This is a genomic window from Streptomyces sp. 17_S59, assembly GCF_056930295.1.
On the sequence record NZ_JBXOWD010000001.1, the window covers coordinates 6,118,040 to 6,134,088 of the forward strand.

The 16,049-nt window shown below is 71.1% G+C and carries 14 protein-coding genes and 2 pseudogenes; 8 read left to right on the plus strand and 8 right to left on the minus strand.

The genetic code is table 11. The features are described from left to right. The first annotated feature begins 65 nt into the window (after positions 1 to 65). From AC1Z4A_RS27730 to AC1Z4A_RS27740, 3 genes are read left to right on the plus strand one after another with little or no spacing between them, the layout of a single operon-like run. Positions 66 to 461, plus strand: coding sequence for an ArsR/SmtB family transcription factor (locus AC1Z4A_RS27730; RefSeq protein ID WP_483682597.1), 396 nt, complete (start codon positions 66 to 68; stop codon positions 459 to 461). Next, entirely contained in the window at positions 458 to 1,558 is a 1,101-nt protein-coding gene (gene arsB / locus AC1Z4A_RS27735; RefSeq protein ID WP_483682598.1) for an ACR3 family arsenite efflux transporter, read from the plus strand. The genes AC1Z4A_RS27730 and arsB overlap by 4 nt, the downstream gene beginning before the upstream one ends. Continuing rightward, the gene (locus tag AC1Z4A_RS27740; RefSeq protein WP_483682599.1) at positions 1,551 to 1,967 is read left to right on the plus strand and encodes an arsenate reductase ArsC; all 417 of its coding nucleotides are present in this window, start codon (positions 1,551 to 1,553) and stop codon (positions 1,965 to 1,967) included. The genes arsB and AC1Z4A_RS27740 overlap by 8 nt, the downstream gene beginning before the upstream one ends. A gap of 308 nt (positions 1,968 to 2,275) precedes the next feature. Here AC1Z4A_RS27740 and AC1Z4A_RS27745 read toward each other — a convergent pair whose 3' ends face one another. Further along, positions 2,276 to 3,661: a helix-turn-helix domain-containing protein gene (locus AC1Z4A_RS27745; protein WP_483682600.1), complete on the minus strand. Its 1,386-nt coding sequence runs from the start codon at positions 3,659 to 3,661 to the stop codon at positions 2,276 to 2,278. Positions 3,662 to 3,864: 203 nt separating this feature from the next. Between AC1Z4A_RS27745 and AC1Z4A_RS27750 the strand changes: the two genes are divergently transcribed. From AC1Z4A_RS27750 to AC1Z4A_RS27765, 4 genes are all read left to right on the plus strand, one after another. Then, complete coding sequence (locus AC1Z4A_RS27750) at positions 3,865 to 4,866, plus strand: Gfo/Idh/MocA family protein (protein WP_483682601.1); 1,002 nt, start codon at positions 3,865 to 3,867, stop codon at positions 4,864 to 4,866. Continuing rightward, positions 4,863 to 6,116 (plus strand): DegT/DnrJ/EryC1/StrS family aminotransferase, encoded by a 1,254-nt coding sequence (locus AC1Z4A_RS27755; protein WP_483682602.1) that lies wholly within the window; start codon positions 4,863 to 4,865, stop codon positions 6,114 to 6,116. Before AC1Z4A_RS27750 ends, AC1Z4A_RS27755 begins: the two co-directional genes overlap by 4 nt. Beyond that, a complete protein-coding gene (locus tag AC1Z4A_RS27760) occupies positions 6,113 to 6,565 on the plus strand; it encodes an NUDIX hydrolase (protein WP_483682603.1) in 453 nt (150 codons plus the stop codon). The genes AC1Z4A_RS27755 and AC1Z4A_RS27760 overlap by 4 nt, the downstream gene beginning before the upstream one ends. 105 nt (positions 6,566 to 6,670) lie before the next feature. Continuing rightward, on the plus strand, positions 6,671 to 7,051 hold the full coding sequence (locus AC1Z4A_RS27765) for a hypothetical protein (protein WP_483682604.1): 381 nt from the start codon (positions 6,671 to 6,673) through the stop codon (positions 7,049 to 7,051). A gap of 121 nt (positions 7,052 to 7,172) precedes the next feature. On the opposite strand, the gene AC1Z4A_RS27770 is transcribed toward AC1Z4A_RS27765, so the two are convergent. The 6 genes and pseudogenes from AC1Z4A_RS27770 to AC1Z4A_RS27795 all read right to left on the minus strand — a co-directional run bounded on the left by AC1Z4A_RS27770 (position 7,173) and on the right by AC1Z4A_RS27795 (position 15,195). Continuing rightward, the gene (locus tag AC1Z4A_RS27770; protein ID WP_483682605.1) at positions 7,173 to 7,691 is read right to left on the minus strand and encodes a hypothetical protein; all 519 of its coding nucleotides are present in this window, start codon (positions 7,689 to 7,691) and stop codon (positions 7,173 to 7,175) included. Between the two features lie 159 nt (positions 7,692 to 7,850). After that, positions 7,851 to 8,351 carry a zinc-ribbon domain-containing protein gene (locus AC1Z4A_RS27775; protein WP_483682606.1) on the minus strand — a complete coding sequence of 167 codons (501 nt, stop codon included), beginning with the start codon at positions 8,349 to 8,351 and terminating at the stop codon, positions 7,851 to 7,853. Between the two features lie 50 nt (positions 8,352 to 8,401). Beyond that, positions 8,402 to 11,539: pseudogene (locus AC1Z4A_RS27780) on the minus strand (Tn3 family transposase). Between the two features lie 454 nt (positions 11,540 to 11,993). Next, complete coding sequence (locus tag AC1Z4A_RS27785; protein WP_483682607.1) at positions 11,994 to 13,148, minus strand: RICIN domain-containing protein; 1,155 nt, start codon at positions 13,146 to 13,148, stop codon at positions 11,994 to 11,996. A gap of 421 nt (positions 13,149 to 13,569) precedes the next feature. Beyond that, positions 13,570 to 13,834: pseudogene (locus tag AC1Z4A_RS27790) on the minus strand (oxidoreductase); the annotation flags it as partial. Between the two features lie 518 nt (positions 13,835 to 14,352). Continuing rightward, on the minus strand, positions 14,353 to 15,195 hold the full coding sequence (locus AC1Z4A_RS27795) for a three-helix bundle dimerization domain-containing protein (RefSeq protein ID WP_483682608.1): 843 nt from the start codon (positions 15,193 to 15,195) through the stop codon (positions 14,353 to 14,355). On the opposite strand from AC1Z4A_RS27795, the gene AC1Z4A_RS27800 reads away from it, so the two are divergent. Continuing rightward, on the plus strand, positions 15,179 to 15,496 hold the full coding sequence (locus AC1Z4A_RS27800) for a hypothetical protein (protein WP_483683801.1): 318 nt from the start codon (positions 15,179 to 15,181) through the stop codon (positions 15,494 to 15,496). The two genes, AC1Z4A_RS27795 and AC1Z4A_RS27800, sit on opposite strands and share 17 nt — an antisense overlap. A 228-nt stretch (positions 15,497 to 15,724) precedes the next feature. Here the strand turns inward: AC1Z4A_RS27800 and AC1Z4A_RS27805 are convergent, their stop codons facing one another. Then, positions 15,725 to 16,030: a putative quinol monooxygenase gene (locus AC1Z4A_RS27805; protein WP_483682609.1), complete on the minus strand. Its 306-nt coding sequence runs from the start codon at positions 16,028 to 16,030 to the stop codon at positions 15,725 to 15,727. Positions 16,031 to 16,049: the final 19 nt, after the last annotated feature.

Below are 16,049 nucleotides of genomic sequence, written 5' to 3' on the forward strand. Positions count from 1 at the left end.
CAGCTTGTATCGATCGACTTCGATGCAAGCTTGCGCCTTGGATCGAAGAACGTCAACATAGACGTATGTCGAATCAAGAGTTCGTGGTGCTCGGGCAGGACGGCCCGGACGGCTGCTGTCCCGGGCTGCTGACCGCTCCGCTCGCCGAGGACCAGGCGACCGAGTTGGCGAGGGTCTTCAAGGCTCTGGGGGACCCGGTGCGGCTGCGGCTGCTGTCGATGATCGCCTCCCGGGCGGGTGGCGAGGTGTGCGTGTGCGACCTGACCCCGGCGTTCGACCTGTCGCAGCCGACGATCTCCCACCACCTGAAGCTGCTGCGCGAGGCCGGGCTGATCGCCTCCGAGCGGCGGGGGACGTGGGTGTACTACCGGCTGCTGCCGGAGATGACCGACCGGCTCGCCGGGATCCTCACCCGCCCCGCCGGGCAGCCCCTGCCCGAGCCGGCCGAGGCCCCGTCGTGACCGGCCCGGCCACGGCTCCGGTGGCGGCCCGGCTGTCCTTCCTCGACCGCCACCTGGCCGTGTGGATCCTCGCCGCGATGGGCGCCGGCCTCGGACTGGGCCGTCTCGTCCCCGGGCTGGGGGACGCGCTGGCGAAGGTCACCGTCACCGGGGTCTCGCTGCCGATCGCCCTCGGTCTGCTGGTGATGATGTACCCGGTGCTGGCCAAGGTCCGCTACGACCGCCTCGACACCGTCACCCGCGACCGCCGCCTCCTCATCCCGTCGCTGCTGCTGAACTGGGTGCTCGGCCCCGCGGTGATGTTCGCCCTGGCCTGGCTGTTCCTGCCGGACCTGCCCGCCTACCGCACCGGCCTGATCATCGTCGGGCTCGCCCGCTGCATCGCCATGGTCATCATCTGGAACGACCTCGCCTGCGGCGACCGCGAAGCCGCCGCCGTCCTCGTGGCGCTCAACAGCGTCTTCCAGGTGATCGCCTTCGCCGGACTCGGCTGGTTCTACCTCTCCGTCCTGCCCGGCTGGCTCGGCCTGGAGCAGACCGCGCTCGACGTGTCGGTGTGGGAGATCGCCCGCAGCGTGCTGATCTTCCTCGGCATCCCGCTCGCCGCCGGCTACCTCACCCGCCGCCTGGGCGAGAAGGCCAAGAGCCGCACCTGGTACGAGACGAAGCTGATCCCCCGCGTCGGCCCGTTCGCCCTCTACGGGCTGCTGTTCACGATCGTCGTGCTCTTCGCCCTCCAGGGCGACGCCATCACCTCCCGGCCGCTCGACGTCGCCCGGATCGCGCTGCCGCTGCTGGTCTACTTCGCCGTGATGTGGGCCGGGTCGATGGCGGTCGGCCGGGCCGCCGGGCTGGACTACCCGCGGGCGACGACGCTGGCGTTCACCGCGGCGGGCAACAACTTCGAGCTGGCCATCGCGGTCGCCATCGCCACCTTCGGTGCCACGAGCGGCCAGGCCCTCGCCGGGGTCGTCGGCCCCCTGATCGAGGTCCCCGTCCTCATCGGCCTCGTCTACGTCGCGCTCGCCGCGCGGCGCTTCTTTCCCTCACCCGCCGACGACCGGTCGGCCGTTCCGGAAGGTTCCGCCCGTGTCTGAGTCCAAGCCGTCGGTGCTGTTCGTGTGCGTCCACAACGCCGGACGTTCCCAGATGGGCGCCGCCTTCCTCGCCCACCTCGGCGGCGACCGCGTCGAGGTCCGCTCCGCCGGCTCTGCACCGGCCGAAACGGTGAACCCGGCTGTGGTCGAGGCGATGCGCGAGGTCGGCATCGACCTCTCCGCCCAGACGCCGAAGCTGCTGACCCGCGAGGCCGTCCAGGCGTCCGACGTCGTCATCACCATGGGTTGCGGCGACGCCTGCCCCGTCTTCCCCGGCAAGCGGTACTTCGACTGGAAGCTGGATGACCCCGCCGGGCAGGGCATCGATGCCGTCCGGCCGATCCGGGACGAGATCGAACAGCGCGTCCGCGGCCTGCTCGCCGGGCTGGGCATCGAGGTTCGTGCGTGAACACGGTGGTTGCTTAGACGAGGAGTCGGGTTGCCTGCTGGCTCGAACAAAACCCTTCGACCTGACGATCCAAACGTTTCGGCCGAAACGTTTTGCATGTCACCGTGCCGTACGTGCCTCACGAACCCCCAGACATGAGGGCCTACGAGTCTTGTCTCTCATATGCCTGAACCCTCCGGGCAACCCCAGATAACCCCGGCTACCACCGGGCCAAGGGAGGCGCCCCGCACCTGGGCGCGAAGCCGGGCGAGGAAGGCCCCTTCGGGCCGTACGGCGATGATGGCTCCTCTTGCACGGTGAGCGAACCGTCAGACGAGGACACCGACGCGAGCGGCGAGAGCGCGTAGCTCGGTGGTCGTTCTCCCGGAGACCAGCAGTCCGGAGACCAGCGACTTCACCGCCGGGCGGGCGTGAGTTTCCTCGGGGGCATGGTGTTCGGCGGCCAGGAGTGCGCGGATGCAGTCGTCCCGGCGGCCCGAGCGGGCGAAGGCGGTGGCGATGTCGGTGTAGTAGCGGGCCCGCCTCTCCGTGCTCGGCAGGCTCCCGGGTGCCACCGCCTTGGCCGCGGCGAGTGCGGCGGAGGGGTCGCCGGCGGAGTTCTCGGCGGAGACCAGGTGCAGCTGGACGGTCATGGGGCTGAACCCTCCGCCGTGGTCCCGCAGTACGGCGGCTGGGCCGAGCTCCCGGGCGATGGCGGCGGCCTCGCCGGTCAGCTCCCGCATCCCGCCCGCGTCGCCGACGCGGGCGGCGGTGTAGGCGGCGGATTGGATCAGCAGGCCCCGCTGGGCCGCCAGTGCCGGCTGTCCGCCGCGGAGGGCGGGGTGGTCGGCGGCCGTCAGGGCGATGCTCAGTGCCTGCTCGTGCCAGTCGGCCTTGCGAGCGAGGACCGCGAGCTGCCGTGCGGCCTCGGCGATCAGCAGGGGCTCGCCGGTGGCTTCGGCGGCCTGGCGGGCGCGGTCGGCGGCCATCCAGCCGAGCTGCTGCTCGTCCAGCTTGATCAGCATGCGCGTGGCCAGCAGGTAGCTGTGGGCCAGTAGCTCGTCGTCCTCGGCGCCCTCACCGCCGGCCCGGGCGTGGGCCGCGCAGATCAGCCGGGGCAGCCGAACGGACAGGCTCCCGTATGCGCAGGCGTGGAAGTCTGTGAAGGCGCGGGCCAGGTCGGCGCGCAGGACCGCCATCGGCGGCACGGCGGTGGCGGTGTGCAGGCCGAGCATGGCGTCCCGCACGCGCGCTACCAAGGTCTCGCCAACGGCGGCGTCCTCGTCGGGTGTCTTGCCGGCGGGCAGGATGGGGGCGCCGACGGCCACGGCGGCCGTGACCGCGAGGTTGGCGAGCAACTTCCTGCGCCGCACCGGATCCTCCCCGTCTCCTCGACGAGCCGTCCCCGCCACCCTAGGACGTGGCAGCCGCGGGTAGGCCACAGTTGGCCCGATCGAGCGCCCATGGCGGACCTCGGGCGGGGCGGTCAGCCCCAGGTCCTGCGGCGGGATGCCGAGCGCGTCGGCGAAGCGCCGCAGCACGGTGATGTCGGTCAGCGGCGAGACGCCGCGCTCGTACCGCGAGACCTGGGCTGCGGAGTAGCCGGCCAGCTCGCCGAGCTGGGCCAGGGTCAGCCCCTGTTTTTTGCGCGCCTGCCGGACCAGCTCCCCGGGGCTACCGGCCACCGGATCCGGCTGTGCTCTGACCGCGTCCATACCCGTCCCCCGCTCGCCGGGAGTGCGCCGCCGCACACCGTACTCGCACACGCCGGGCCCGGGCAGGGGCTTTGCATCGGATGCAAACGGCGTTGCGGCCCACGGCAACGCCCCTGCCACCGGCCTCGCGTTCGCGGTGTCCTCGAAGGGCAGGCGGCCCGGACGGCGGGCCGCCGCCGCGCATCCGAAAGGGGATGTGAGCGATGAACGCACCCAAGAGGGCCGCGATGGTGGGGCTCGGCGGTCAGGCCAGCAGCGACCACCTGCCCGGCCTCGCCCAGTGCCACCTCGCCGAGCTCGCCGGGGTCTGCGACGTCGACGCCGACCGGGTCGCCGCCGCGGCCGACGCGCACCAGGTGCCCGGCTTCACCACCGTCGAGCGCCTGCTGACCGAGGCCCGGCCGGACTTCGTCATCGCCGCGGTACCGCACCACGCCGGCCAGCAGGTCGTTGCCGCGTGCGCCGAGGCCGGGGTGCACGTGCTCAAGGAGAAGCCGTTCGCCACCGACCCGCACGAGGCGGCCGAGCTGGCCGCGCTGTGCGACAAGGCGGGGATTGAGCTGATGGTCACCGTCCAGCGCCGCTTCCACCCCGTCTACGCCGCCGCCCTCCAGTTGCTGGAGCGTATCGGCGCCCCCTACCTGGTCGAGGGCCGGTACACCTTCCACTGCCCCGACCCGGGCGCCGGCTGGCGCGGCCGCGCGAAGCTCGCGGGTGGCGGGTGCCTGGCGGACATGGGCTACCACCTCATCGACCTGTTGATCTGGTACCTCGGCTTGCCCGACCGTGTCCTCGCGGACACCTCGACCGCCGCGGCGCCGGGCGCCGAGTACGACGCGGAGGACACCGCCCTGGTCCACCTCGCCTACGACTCCGGCCTGTACGGCTCGCTGCTGGTCTCGCGCTCCGCCGGCCCGAAGAGCGAGCGTCTGGCCATCACCGGCCCGCACGGCACGCTCGCCGTCGAGCGCGGCACCGTCCGCCTCCTCGACCCCGGCGGGCAGGTGGTCGAGTCGCTGCTGCGCGAGCCGGCCTGGCCCTGCTCGCCCGCCACCGTGATCGACCGCTTCTGCCGCGTCCTGGACGGCGCAGCCCCCAACCCCTCCGGAGCGGCCGCGCACCTGCCGCACACCGCGTTCCTGGCCGCCGCCTACGCCTCCGCCACCACCAACCGCCCCGCCGACCCGAAGGAGTTCCTGGCATGAACGACTCCCCGCTCGCCCTGCTCGGCGGCGAACCGGCCGTGACGGCCCCCGGCCCGCACTTCGCGTGGCCGCCGATCGAGGACGCCGACCGGCGCGCGGTCGCAGCCCAGCTGGAGACGGGCGTCTCGATCCCCGACCGCTCCGGCATCGTCGCCGACTTGGAGGACGCGCTCGCCTCCTACCTCGGCGTCCGGCACGTGGTGACCACGTGCACGGGGACGGCCGCGCTGCACTCGATGTACGCGGCCGCCGGGATCGGCCCCGGCGACGAGGTCATCGTCCCGGCCCTGACCTTCCACGCCACCGCCACCCCGCTCTTCCACCTCGGCGCCCACCCCGTTCTCGCCGACGTCGACGACCGCGGCCAGCTCGACCTCGACGCCGCCGCGCGGCGGCTGACCGCCCGGACGAAGGCCGTCGTCGCAGTACACCTGTGGGGGCTGCCCGAGGACATGGACGCGCTGGTGTCCTTCGCCGACGAGCACGAGCTGATGTTGCTGGAGGACGGATCCCACGCCCACGGCGCCACCTGGAACCACCAGATGACCGGCACCTTCGGCACCGCGACCGCGTTCAGCCTCAACGGACCCAAGCCCCTCTCGGCCGGCGAGGGCGGGTTCGTCGCCACCGACGACACCGAGCTGTACTACCGCGTGCTGCTGCACGGCCAGTACAACAAGCGGTGCCGCCGCGAGATCCCCAACGGCCACCCGCTCGCGCGCTTCGCGGTGACCGGCATGGGCCTCAAACTGCGCATCCACCCCCTCGCTGCCGCGCTCGCCCGCTCCCAGCTCACCCGCCTCGACGCTCGTCTGGCCGGGCGTCAGGAGATCGCGGCCCGGATGTGCGCCGCCCTGGACGGCGTGCCGGGCATCCACGTGCCGCACGTGCCGGTCTCCGCCCGGCCGTCCTGGTACGCCCTGCCGCTGCGCTACGAGCCGGCCGGCCTCGGAGGGCTGGCCTTGGAGCGGTTCCTCGACGCTGTACGTGCCGAAGGCGCCACCGAGGCCGACCGGCCGGGCTCGACCTGCCCCCTGGGCACTCATCCGCTGTTCCAGGCCCCCGGGGCCCTGCTGCCTGGATACGCTGGCCGTCAGGACTGCGCCGTCGGCGACTTCCCGGCGGCCGGGCACGTGCACGCCACCACCTTCAAGCTGCCGGTATGGCACCGCGAGGAGGACGTCCGCCTCGCCGACGCCTACACCGCGGCCGTCGCCAAAGTCGCCTCCCATGCGAAGGACCTTCTGTGAGTTCCCTCGACACCGCTCTGCTCGACGATCTCGCACGCGCTGCCGAACGCGACGGCATCGCCAAGTCCGTCGTCGGCGCCGTCATCGCCGACGAGGGCGGCAAGGTCTTGCTGCTGCACCGTCCGGCCGACGACTACCTCGGCGGGCTGTGGGAGCTGCCCTCCGGCGGCGTCTACACCGGTGAGACCCTCGTCGAGGCCCTGCGGCGCGAGGTCGCCGAGGAGACCGGGCTGGCGGTCACGGCCATCGGTGGCTACCTCGGCCACTTCGACTACCGCTCCGGCAGCGGCCGCGCCACCCGCCAGTTCAACTTCACCGCCACCGTCACGGGCGAGACGGTCACGCTCACCGAGCACGACGCGCACCTGTGGGCCGACCGCACCCAGCAGAACCAGGTCTCCAGCGCCGTCCAGACCGTTCTCGACACCTGGCGCGACCAGGCAGTCTGACGGCTCCCGAGCCCGACCGGGCCCCGGCCACCTCTCCCGGAGGAGGCGACCGGGGCCCGCGGCCGTACGGGGCTGGCGCCCATGCCCGGGGCGTACGCTGAAGCCATGGCCGGTCGAGTGCGCCGGTGCCGGTGGTGCCGGGAACCGATCCGGGCGGCTGCCCGCCCGGACGCCCTCTACTGCGGCCCGGCCTGTGCCGCCCGGGCACGACGCGACCGGCGCCGGTGGGGCGCGGGAGCTGCGATCGGGTTGCACATGATCCTCAACGGCCCGGACTCGATCGCCGTGCGCTGCCCCGTGTGCGGCCGCCGCTTCCTCCCAGGCCGCGGACACCGCCGCGACGCCGTCTTCGACCGGCCGGCCTGCCGCGTCGCGGCACACCGCGCGCGCCGGGCCGGGAAGGCCCTACGCGAAGGCATTACACCGAACTCGCCGGTACAGAGCGCCATCGGCCCGCTGGCCAGCACAGACACGCTCGCCGGGTAGGGGACGGCCCGGTCGCGACCAGGAAGAAGACCCCCTTCACCTCCGTCCGCGCCCGGCGTCGTCCGTACGCTGCCAGGTGCCTGGGGCGGGAGTGTGACGGCCCCGTCCCGGGCAACCGGCGTCACGGCGCCGACGGGCTGCCAGCCTCCCGCACGCCCCGTACGGCGTCGCGGACGTCGAGGACCATCACGCCGTCGATCTTCTCGATGCCGCCGGAGCCGAAGCGCACCCACAGCGGGAAGGCGCCGACGTCGCGGGCGAAGGCGAGTTTCTGGGCGGAGGCCGGGTTCGGTGCGGAGTCGATCTCCACCACGATGTCGGGCCCGCCGGGCATCCAGATCACCACGTCCAGGCGCCCGTATCGGCCCTTGCCGTCCGGCACCACCGGCAGCCGCAGCTCCTTGTAGGTACGCGCGAGCGGCGCCAGCGGGCTGTCCCGCACGAGCTCGTCCTTCAAGGAGAGCACCGCCCGGGTCAGGCTCCGCGTGAGCTCGGCCGTGGTGGGCGGGCGGTGGCCGTCCGCCCGGCTGTGGGCCTCGGCCGCGTCCTGCGACCAGTCGGCCAGGATCTCGCCGAGCAGCCAGGCCAGGTTGTCCAGGTGGTCCTTGTTCGCCCGTCGGGGGCGGCGGCCGGTGAGCACGTGGAGCCAGCCCTCGGCCCAGTGCGCCTGGCCGACCAGCCGCAGGACCCCTTCCCGGGCGGCCGCGCGGCCGGCGTCCTCCTTCGTCGGCAGCAGCCGCGCGGCGGCCGCTGTGACCTGGGCGAGGACCTGGTCGCGCTGGCCGTCCTTGCCCAGGTTCTACTCGGCGGCGATCGCGCCCTGGAGGTGCTTGGCCGCCCACCAGCGCCATTCCAGCGCCGGCGGGGCCGGAGTGCCCTCCGGCAGAGCGACGGCGTCCAGTAACTCGCCCGCGCGGCCCGCGGCGGCCTTTGCCGCCGCCGACAGCTCCGCCTTGAGCCGGGGTTCGTTCTCCCGCCACCACGCCTGGGCGCATTTCCAGCACCGCCCCCGCTTCTTCGCCGCCGCCTCGGGCGTCACCATCGCGGTGTGCCCGCAGTCGGGGTAGGTGTAGGCGACCTTGTAGCCGACGCATTGGCGGCAGGCCGCGACATCGCCGTTCTTCCACTTCGGCATCGCGGTACGGGTGGAGATGTTCTCCTGCCACTCGTGCCCGGCCGGACACCGCCACCGCACCGCGACCTGCATCTTGGGCGTGAGCCCGCCGTTGCGCTCCTGCAACCACATCGCCGCGACCTGCGGATACGCCTCGGCCAGCGACACACCTAACGAACGCGCCACAGCGCCCCTCCCTCTCGCTTCGCTCTTCCGGCCCTGCCCGCACCCGCCCTTCAGTCCTCCGCGCCGTCGTCGTCCTCGTCGAGCTCGGCGGCATCCGGGTCGCGCAGCGGGCGCAGGCCCTGGCTCGGGGTGGAGGGGGTGAAGCTGTAGCGGCCCAGGACGTTGAGGTTCTTGAACTTCAGCGGGGAGAGGCGGGCGACATCCTCATCGCTGATCTCGTGGCCCTCGGCACGCAGCTGGGCGACCGCGGCGTCGATGTACTTCGTGGTCCAGAGCACCACGGCGTTCAGGACCAGGCCGAGCGAGCCGAGCTGGTCTTCCATCCCGTCGCGATATGCCTGATGGATGGTGCCCTTCTTGCCGTGGCAGATGTCCCGGGCCAGGGTGTGGCGGGACTCCTGGACGGACAGCTGCTTGCCCATCTGGCGGCGGTAGGTGTCATCGACCGGGTCGACGACGGCGAGCAGGTACAGGGTCTTGGCGATGCGCCCGTACTCGGCGAACGCCTGCCCCAGCGGGGCCGGCTTGCTCTCGCTGCCGAACATCCGCAGCAGGTCATAGGCCCGCACCTGGTTGGTGACCAGGGAGCCCGCGACGCGCAGCATGTCCTCCCAGTGCGCGGTCACCTTCTTCAGGTTCACCTTGTTGTTACGGGCGAGAGCATCCAGCGGCCCATAGCCGCCCGTGGCGATCCCGTCCATCTCCGCCCGCCAGAACCGCTGGTCGTCCAGGTCCTTGAACCGCTGGGAGAAGTTGTAGCCCAGGATCTTGAACAGGCCGAACACCATGTCCGAGTACGAGGCGTTGTCGGTGGCCACCATCTCCGGCTTCACCCCGCCGTCCAGGTTCAGCAACGCGTCCAGGATGTGCAGGGAGTCGCGCGGGGTGCCCGGGACCACCATCTGCCCGATCCCGAAAACCTGATCGTTTACCGCATTCAGCCAGGTGATGCCGCGCTTGAAGCCGAAGTACTTCGGATTCGGGGCGGTACTGATGGACCTCACGGGGACGACGAACCGCAGGCCGTCGGCGGAGGCGAGCAGCCCGTTGCCCCAGTGGGTCACGATCGGCACCTTCGCCTGGGCCTCGATCAGGGCGGCATTCGCCGCGGCGATGGTGTCCGCGCGCAGGTAGTACTGGTCGACGTGGACCAGCCGCGAGCGGGTCAGAGCCTCGTGGCCCGGGTTGACCACCGGGGTCATGCCGATGTTGCACGCCTCGCTCACCAGGAGCGCGACGACCGAGGTGGTGAGGTCCTTCATACGGGTCTTGCCGTCGCCCAGGTGCACGAAGGCGTCCAGGAACCCGGTCCAGGAGTGCACCTCGAACAACAGGTCCGGCAAGTCGATCTTCGGGAGCATCTTCTCGACCCGCTTGCGCAGCCACGCCAACGTTTTTGGCACGCCGAGCGCGCCGAGCGCGTCCACGTTCAGCTTCGCCCGCCCGTTCGGCAGCTTCTCGATGCTGACCTTCGCGTCCGCGCCCGCCTCTTCAAGGCGTTCGGCCATCTGCTTCCACGCCGCGTCCAGCACCCGCACCAGCTCCGCCAGATGCCGCTCGACCGGCATCTCCAGGCTCAGACCGGCCAGCACGTCCTCGCGCACCGCCAGCCACGGCTTGCCGTCCAGCAGGCGGGCGCGCGGGTTGGAGAAGCGGTGCGAGGGCGACGCGAAGATGTTGCGGCCCATCAGCGCCCGGTACAGCTGCTCCAGCACGCACACCACGTAGGCGTCGCGGTCCACCGCGCCCTGCGGCAGGTCCTTGTTCGCGTACACCGCCTTGCGCCAGAAAGCCGGCACCACCTTGTCGTCGATCTCCCGCTTCAGCAGCGGCTTCTTCGTCACCTGGCGCCGGCTGAGAGCAGGCAGGCCCCTGACCGCGGCCAGGATTCGCTCCCCGGCCGGTGCCGCGCCGAGCATCTTGGTGTCGCCGAGCAGCGACAGGAACGGCTTGACGGTGTTGTAGCGATTGGCCAGCGCCTCGCGTACCGCGATCTCCGCCGCGTCGTCGTCCTCCGGCACCAGGCTCGCCACGGTGGCGGCCGCGCTCCACAGCTGGGCCCGCGGCGCGACCTCCTCCAGGGCCTTCCACATCGCGGCCGCGTCCACCGCCTTGCCGCTCTCCTCGATGTGCTCCAGCTCCTCCATGAACACCTTCGAAATGCGGGCCGTGATGCGGGACGCCTTCTCCAGTTGCGGCAGGGTGGAGAGGCGTTCCTTGTGCGTGAGCCGCTTCGCGGTGCTGATCAGCCTGGTCGCCATCAGCACCGTGAACAGCTCCAGCGCGTCGTCGATGGCCTTGGCCTCCAGGTGCCGCATCACCGCGGTCAGCATCGCGGTCCGCTTCGGCTCCGCAGACCGCTCCAGGCTCGTCGCCTTCGACCCCAAGCCGTACCGGGCCAGCGCGGCGAGCCGGTTCGGCGGGAGCTTGTCCAGCTTCACCCGCCCCAGCCGGTACACGGCGATCTCGTCCACCCGCTCCAGCGCCCGCTTCATCGCCGTGCCCGTGGTCTTCGTCGGCGGCCGGTGGAACGTTTCCAGGTACGAGTACCGCCGGCCCTCCGGCGTCTGAAGCAGCGCCACCAGGTCCCAGGCAGCGACGGGTCCGCCCGCCAGGCCGACCGCGCGACCGTGGTGTGCAGCCGCTTCTCCGCGATCTTCCGGACCTCGGACACCTCGCGGGCCAGCACGGACACACCGGGCAGCAGCACCCGGTGGCGGCGCAGCCAGCCCACCGCGTGGTCGAACAGAGCCTTCGGGCCCTCCGCGTGCGCGGTCCACGCCCGCCCGTGCAGGAACGTCCGGAACTTCCGACCCCACTCCGGGTCGTCGTACTCGTGATACTCGTAGGCATCCCGGATCTCCCACGCGTGCTCGTACGCGGTCTTCGGACGCTCGGTGTACCGCTTCACCACCGAGGCGTCCTCGATGCCAAGCTGCTCGGCCAGGTACTCCACCACCGGCCACGGCACATTCAGCGGATCGTCCGGCAGGAACCGGCCGATGTAGCGCACCGTGCACATCTGCAAGGCGAAGCCAAGCTGGTGGTACCGCGTGCGCCGCAGCGCAATCAGATCGCGGTCCACGTCGTCCAAGAAGAAGAACCGCTCCAGCTCCGGACGCGTCGGCTCCTCGGCGGACTTCCCGTACGCCTCGGCCTGGTCATCCGTCAGAAAATTCCACCGGCATACGGCGGAGCCAACCACCCGGTCACGACAGAGCGTGGATCTTTGGCCGAAGCCTCCCGTGAAACGGATCGCCTGTGCTAAAGGATCACCGCCCGCCGACCATGAGCGATCTCAGCGCCAACCGCTGTACCGATGTTCCCCAAGCCCGTAGTAGAGCTCGATGGGGGCGGAGTTCTCCTGGCCGACGGTGATGAACGGCATGGGCTCTGCTCTCTTCCTCTTGGGCAGCGCATGGGCTGTGTGCACCCCACGCTAGGACCGGACGCGTACGGACGGTTGCCGCTCGGCGCACCACGTTTCGCCCGAGAGCGTCGGGGCCGTAGTGGTCCACGAAGCACCAGGCGCCGATCGGCGTCGGGGACCGCTGCGGCAGCGTGCGCCGTATCGAGGGACAGGGTCGGGTTCTGTACGAAGCTGACGTAGTTCGGTGAGTGCCGCGCTCCCCGCCCGTGAGGTCAGAACCGCGGGTGGAGGTGGAAGGTCTCGTTGATGGCCGGGGTGCCGTTGGGGTTGGTCTGGTAGGGCCACTGGACGACCCAGGTGCCGTCGCCGGTGCCGTTGCCGCGGATGTTGGCGAAGCGGTGGGTGCCGTTGTCGCGCAGCACGGTGAGGTTCGGGAAGCGCGGCTCGGGGTGTTCGAGTGTGAAGTTCTGGGTGTCGCGCGCGTAGCCGCCCGGCAGCGGGGCGCCGTCCCAGTTGTGGCAGTCCCAGATGTTCAGCCAGTCGCCGTCGCCGCTGGCCTGCCCCCGGTTGACGTCGAGGCACTTGCCGCTCTGGACGCCGACCAGCTTGTACAGCGGCCGTCCGGAGTCACCGTTGCGGTGGACCGCGCGGAGCGTCCAGTGCTGGTTGGCGGCGCCGTTGGCGTGGTAGGTGATCACGTGGGTGCCGTTGGCGGTGTTGCCGCGGTAGACGTCGAGCAGGCGGTCGCTGTTGTCGGCGTGGATGGTGAATTGCCGTGGGCCGGCACCGGCCCGCAGGGCGCTGAAGCCGACGGGCCAGTGGTCGCTGCCGTAGTTGGGGTTGACCGTCGCCTGCCAGTTCTCGGTGTCGACGTTGGAGACCATGTAGTCCAGTTCGTTGCCGTTCTGCTGGGTGGCCTGGCCGCCGTTGTAGATCAGTCCGTTGCCGGGCATGTAGCGGTCGCCCTGCAGGTCGCCCGGGGCGCGGTTGTAGTCGCCGAGCACCGCCCAGTTGCCGACGTTCTGCCGGAAGGCGGTGTCGGATACGCGGCGTACCAGGTAGGCGGCGTCATTGGGCCTGCCGCCGTTGGAGGCGGCGTGGACGGAGGCGAACATGATGTTGTCGCCCGTGTTCGTCACGGCCAGCGCGGAGCGGTAGGCGCCACCGATCTCCTGCACACGGTTGGGCACCCACGAGGTGACGATGCCCAGGTTCCGCGACTGCTGGCGCAGGATGTACAGGTAGCGGTAGGCACCGCCGCCGATCGGCCACAGATACGAGGTGATGTTGCCCGTCTGCCCGTCCTGGACGGCTCCGGCCGGCGGCCTGTTGGGCACTTCCTGGAGGGCCACCACGTCGAAGGTACGGGCCAGGGTGCGTACCCCGTCCCAGCGGGTGGTGCCGACCTGCATGTTCCAGGTGGCCATACGATGGCTGTCCGGCGGGGCGGCGGCCGCGGGGCCGCCGCCTGCGACCAGCAGGCCGAGGGCGAGCAGCCCGGCGGCGAAGAGCGTACCCAGTTGGCGTAACGAGTTCCCTGTGGCCCCTGAGGCGGGAGTGGAAGTCCGGCTTCTTCGGGCGGATGTGAAAAACATGCCTGGCAGTATTTCAATTAACTCTCCGAAATATAGGGAGAGTTGGCAAGTGGGTCGCTCCCTTCCGTCTCGGGTTGCTTGGCTGCCGCCGTGGAGGGGGCGACATTCAGTGTGACCCACCTGGGGCGCGCGAAGCGCGGGCCGACGCGCGGGGGTCACACAGGCGCGTCGAGACGCGTCAGCGGCACCCGTACACGGATGTCTCGTCAGGCATCCGATGGCCGTTCTCCGGCGGATCCGTTGGCAACCGGGGTCAGTTCTGGGCGGTGGGCCGGACGGCGATCTCGTTCACGTCAACGGTCGTCGGCTGCTCGATGGCGAACGCGATGGCTTGGGCGATCGCTTCGGGCGGTATCGCGATGCGGTCCCGCATCGCCTTGGTCTCTGCTCGGACCTGCGGATTCGTTGATGCCTCGGCGAAGTCGGTCGCGACTGCGCCGGGCGAGCCGGTGGGTCACCCGCAGGGAGTCACCGGCTTCCTGGCGCGGGCCTTCACAGATGGCGCGGACCGCGAACCCCTCGACGCGCAGGTCGTCGAGGGGTGGGATCGTGCGCGGATCACTCCTGACGAGGTCGGGCTGCCTTACACCGGCCGATGGCGGTCGCCTCTTCCGGCTGGCCGGACACGCGCCTCACCGCGACGGCGGACCGCCCGGTGAACTTCGCCCGCGGGGTGTTCCTCGAACCGGCGGCCCCCGGGGCCGCCCGGAAGTGCGTGCCTGGTGGCCGCGGTAGACCTGCAGCCCGGTACGGCGGACGGAGCGCGATCTGCGGTGCCAGGGCCTGCGGAGCCCGGGCTTTGACCGATCCCCGTCGTAGAGGGTGCGTGGCGCAGTATGCCGCGGTGGACGAGATCGCGGCGGTGCCGGGAGAGTGCTGCACGGCGGTGCTGCCGGAGCCACCGGTGCAGGGACATGGACTGTTGCCCGGAAGCGGAGTAGCGAGCCGGCTCGGTCAGCAAATCGTCGGCCCGGACGGGAACCTTGGAATTCCGTGGCTGGGCCCGGAACCTGCGGCGGAGAAATGGGAACGTGCCTCATCCCGAAGCCCCGCTCCCTTTCTGCTGATCGAGGCTGACCCGGGCCCGACGCTCGATGAAGATGAGGGCGTAATCCCGGATCCGGGCATCCCGGAGGCTTTCCTCTGCTGTGCGGACGGCCGCTTCGATGGCCGAAGGAGGAAGGGCGCTGTGGCTGTCCTGCGCGCCGTGGAGCCGCCCGGCACATTCCGGGCGAAGACCTGCTCGTAGCTCCCGCCGAGCGTTGTTACTTCGTATCGGAGGTGTATCGGGCAGGTAAACCGGGTGAGGCTGTCCCGGGGCCCGGCCCGTACGGGTCGGTGACGGCTTCGGGTGGACCGGAGCATATGACCGTGGGGGAGTCACCGTGATCCGTAAGTACACCGTACTGATCGTCTCTGTCGCCACGAGTGGCGTACTTCTCCCCTCTGCCTGTGGTGCGGAGGACAAGGACAGTTCCGCACCGACCGGTTCGGCGGCGGGCCAGGGAGGTTGTACAGCGAGCTGCCCCGGGCGCCAGGCGGTCGGGGCGGCCACGGCTCGCCGCCTCGCTATGCGCTCAGCGGCTGGGCGGTGAGGAGTTCGGCGGCGAGGTCGTGGTGCCCTTCGCGTTCCATGGTGAGGGCGAGGCGGCGTCGGAACGCGCTGGTGAGGCCCGGGACGTCGGTCTGGCCGACGGTGCCTCGGCGAAAGGGCTATGGGCATCGCCTGCTGGAAGCCGTCGGTGCCGACCTCGCACTTCCGCCGGTAGTAGCCGGGACCGATGCGATCGCGGTCCGAGGAGCCGGTGGTGTGCTGCGGGATGCGGTAGCGGGCCGGGATGGCCGGGGCGTAGGTGAAAGCGGTGCCGCTGGCCGACATGCGCAGCCAGGTGCGGGCGCCCTCGGAGCCTCGGACCTTGGGGAGTCTCTTCAACGGCTCGGCGTGGGACCTGCCCGAGGGCCCCGAACTGTGTTTCGTCCTCGAGTCGCCCCGCGGCCTGCTCACCGGGGTGGAGCTCGGCGACCTCGCCGACCGCTGGCAGGCCGCGCTCGACGGCCTGGTCCGGCACGCCTCCGAGGGCGGTGGAGGTCACACCCCGTCGGACTTCGCGCTGATCTCGCTGGGTCAGGAGGACATCGACGAGTTCGAGTCCGCCTTCCGCGGCACGCCCGACGACTGACCAGGCCTCGGCAGCGCTCCAGTCGAAGCGGGGTGGAGCCTCCCGGCGCCGTGCATCTCGGGCCGGATCAGCGTCACGCACGCGACGTGCCGTACTCGCTCTTGAAGGAGTCGTTCCACTTCGCTGCGGCATTCTGCGTGCCGAACACTCCGCTCAGAGCGGGCTTGCCGGCCGGCAGAGGCCGCTGACGTGCCCGTGCAGTGACCGGGCACGTCAGCAGCGGCGCCCTCAGGAAGCGGGCTTGACCGCGAGGACGTCGATCGGACGGATGTCGGGGGCGGCGGCCAGCAGCTCCGGGCCGGCCTCGGCAAGCGCCGCCGGAATGCGGCCGGTGAGGTGGGCCTGGCGTGCGTCCTCGTCGGCGAAGGCATCGAAGATGCCGAAGGTCGTGCTGTCGACCTGGAACGCGTACCAGACCCGGGTTCCGGGTTCGTCCTCGACGATGGCGCGGCCGGCGTCCAGGAAGGCGGCCAGCTCCGCCTCCTTGCCCGGCTTGGCGGTCAGCAGTGCGAGGACTCCGAGCTTCAGTGTCATGACGAGATCTCCATATCTC

Excerpts from the sequence above, each read along its gene's own strand:
- AC1Z4A_RS27750 (WP_483682601.1), top strand. The coding sequence starts at position 3,865 with ATGAACGCACCCAAGAGGGCCGCGATGGTGGGGCTCGGCGGTCAGGCC.
- AC1Z4A_RS27730 (WP_483682597.1), top strand. The coding sequence starts at position 66 with ATGTCGAATCAAGAGTTCGTGGTGCTCGGGCAGGACGGCCCGGACGGC.
- AC1Z4A_RS27755 (WP_483682602.1), top strand. The coding sequence starts at position 4,863 with ATGAACGACTCCCCGCTCGCCCTGCTCGGCGGCGAACCGGCCGTGACG.
- AC1Z4A_RS27785 (WP_483682607.1), bottom strand. The coding sequence starts at position 13,148 with ATGGCCACCTGGAACATGCAGGTCGGCACCACCCGCTGGGACGGGGTA.
- AC1Z4A_RS27765 (WP_483682604.1), top strand. The coding sequence starts at position 6,671 with ATGGCCGGTCGAGTGCGCCGGTGCCGGTGGTGCCGGGAACCGATCCGG.
- AC1Z4A_RS27795 (WP_483682608.1), bottom strand. The coding sequence starts at position 15,195 with ATGTCGGCCAGCGGCACCGCTTTCACCTACGCCCCGGCCATCCCGGCC.
- AC1Z4A_RS27805 (WP_483682609.1), bottom strand. The coding sequence starts at position 16,030 with ATGACACTGAAGCTCGGAGTCCTCGCACTGCTGACCGCCAAGCCGGGC.
- AC1Z4A_RS27745 (WP_483682600.1), bottom strand. The coding sequence starts at position 3,661 with ATGGACGCGGTCAGAGCACAGCCGGATCCGGTGGCCGGTAGCCCCGGG.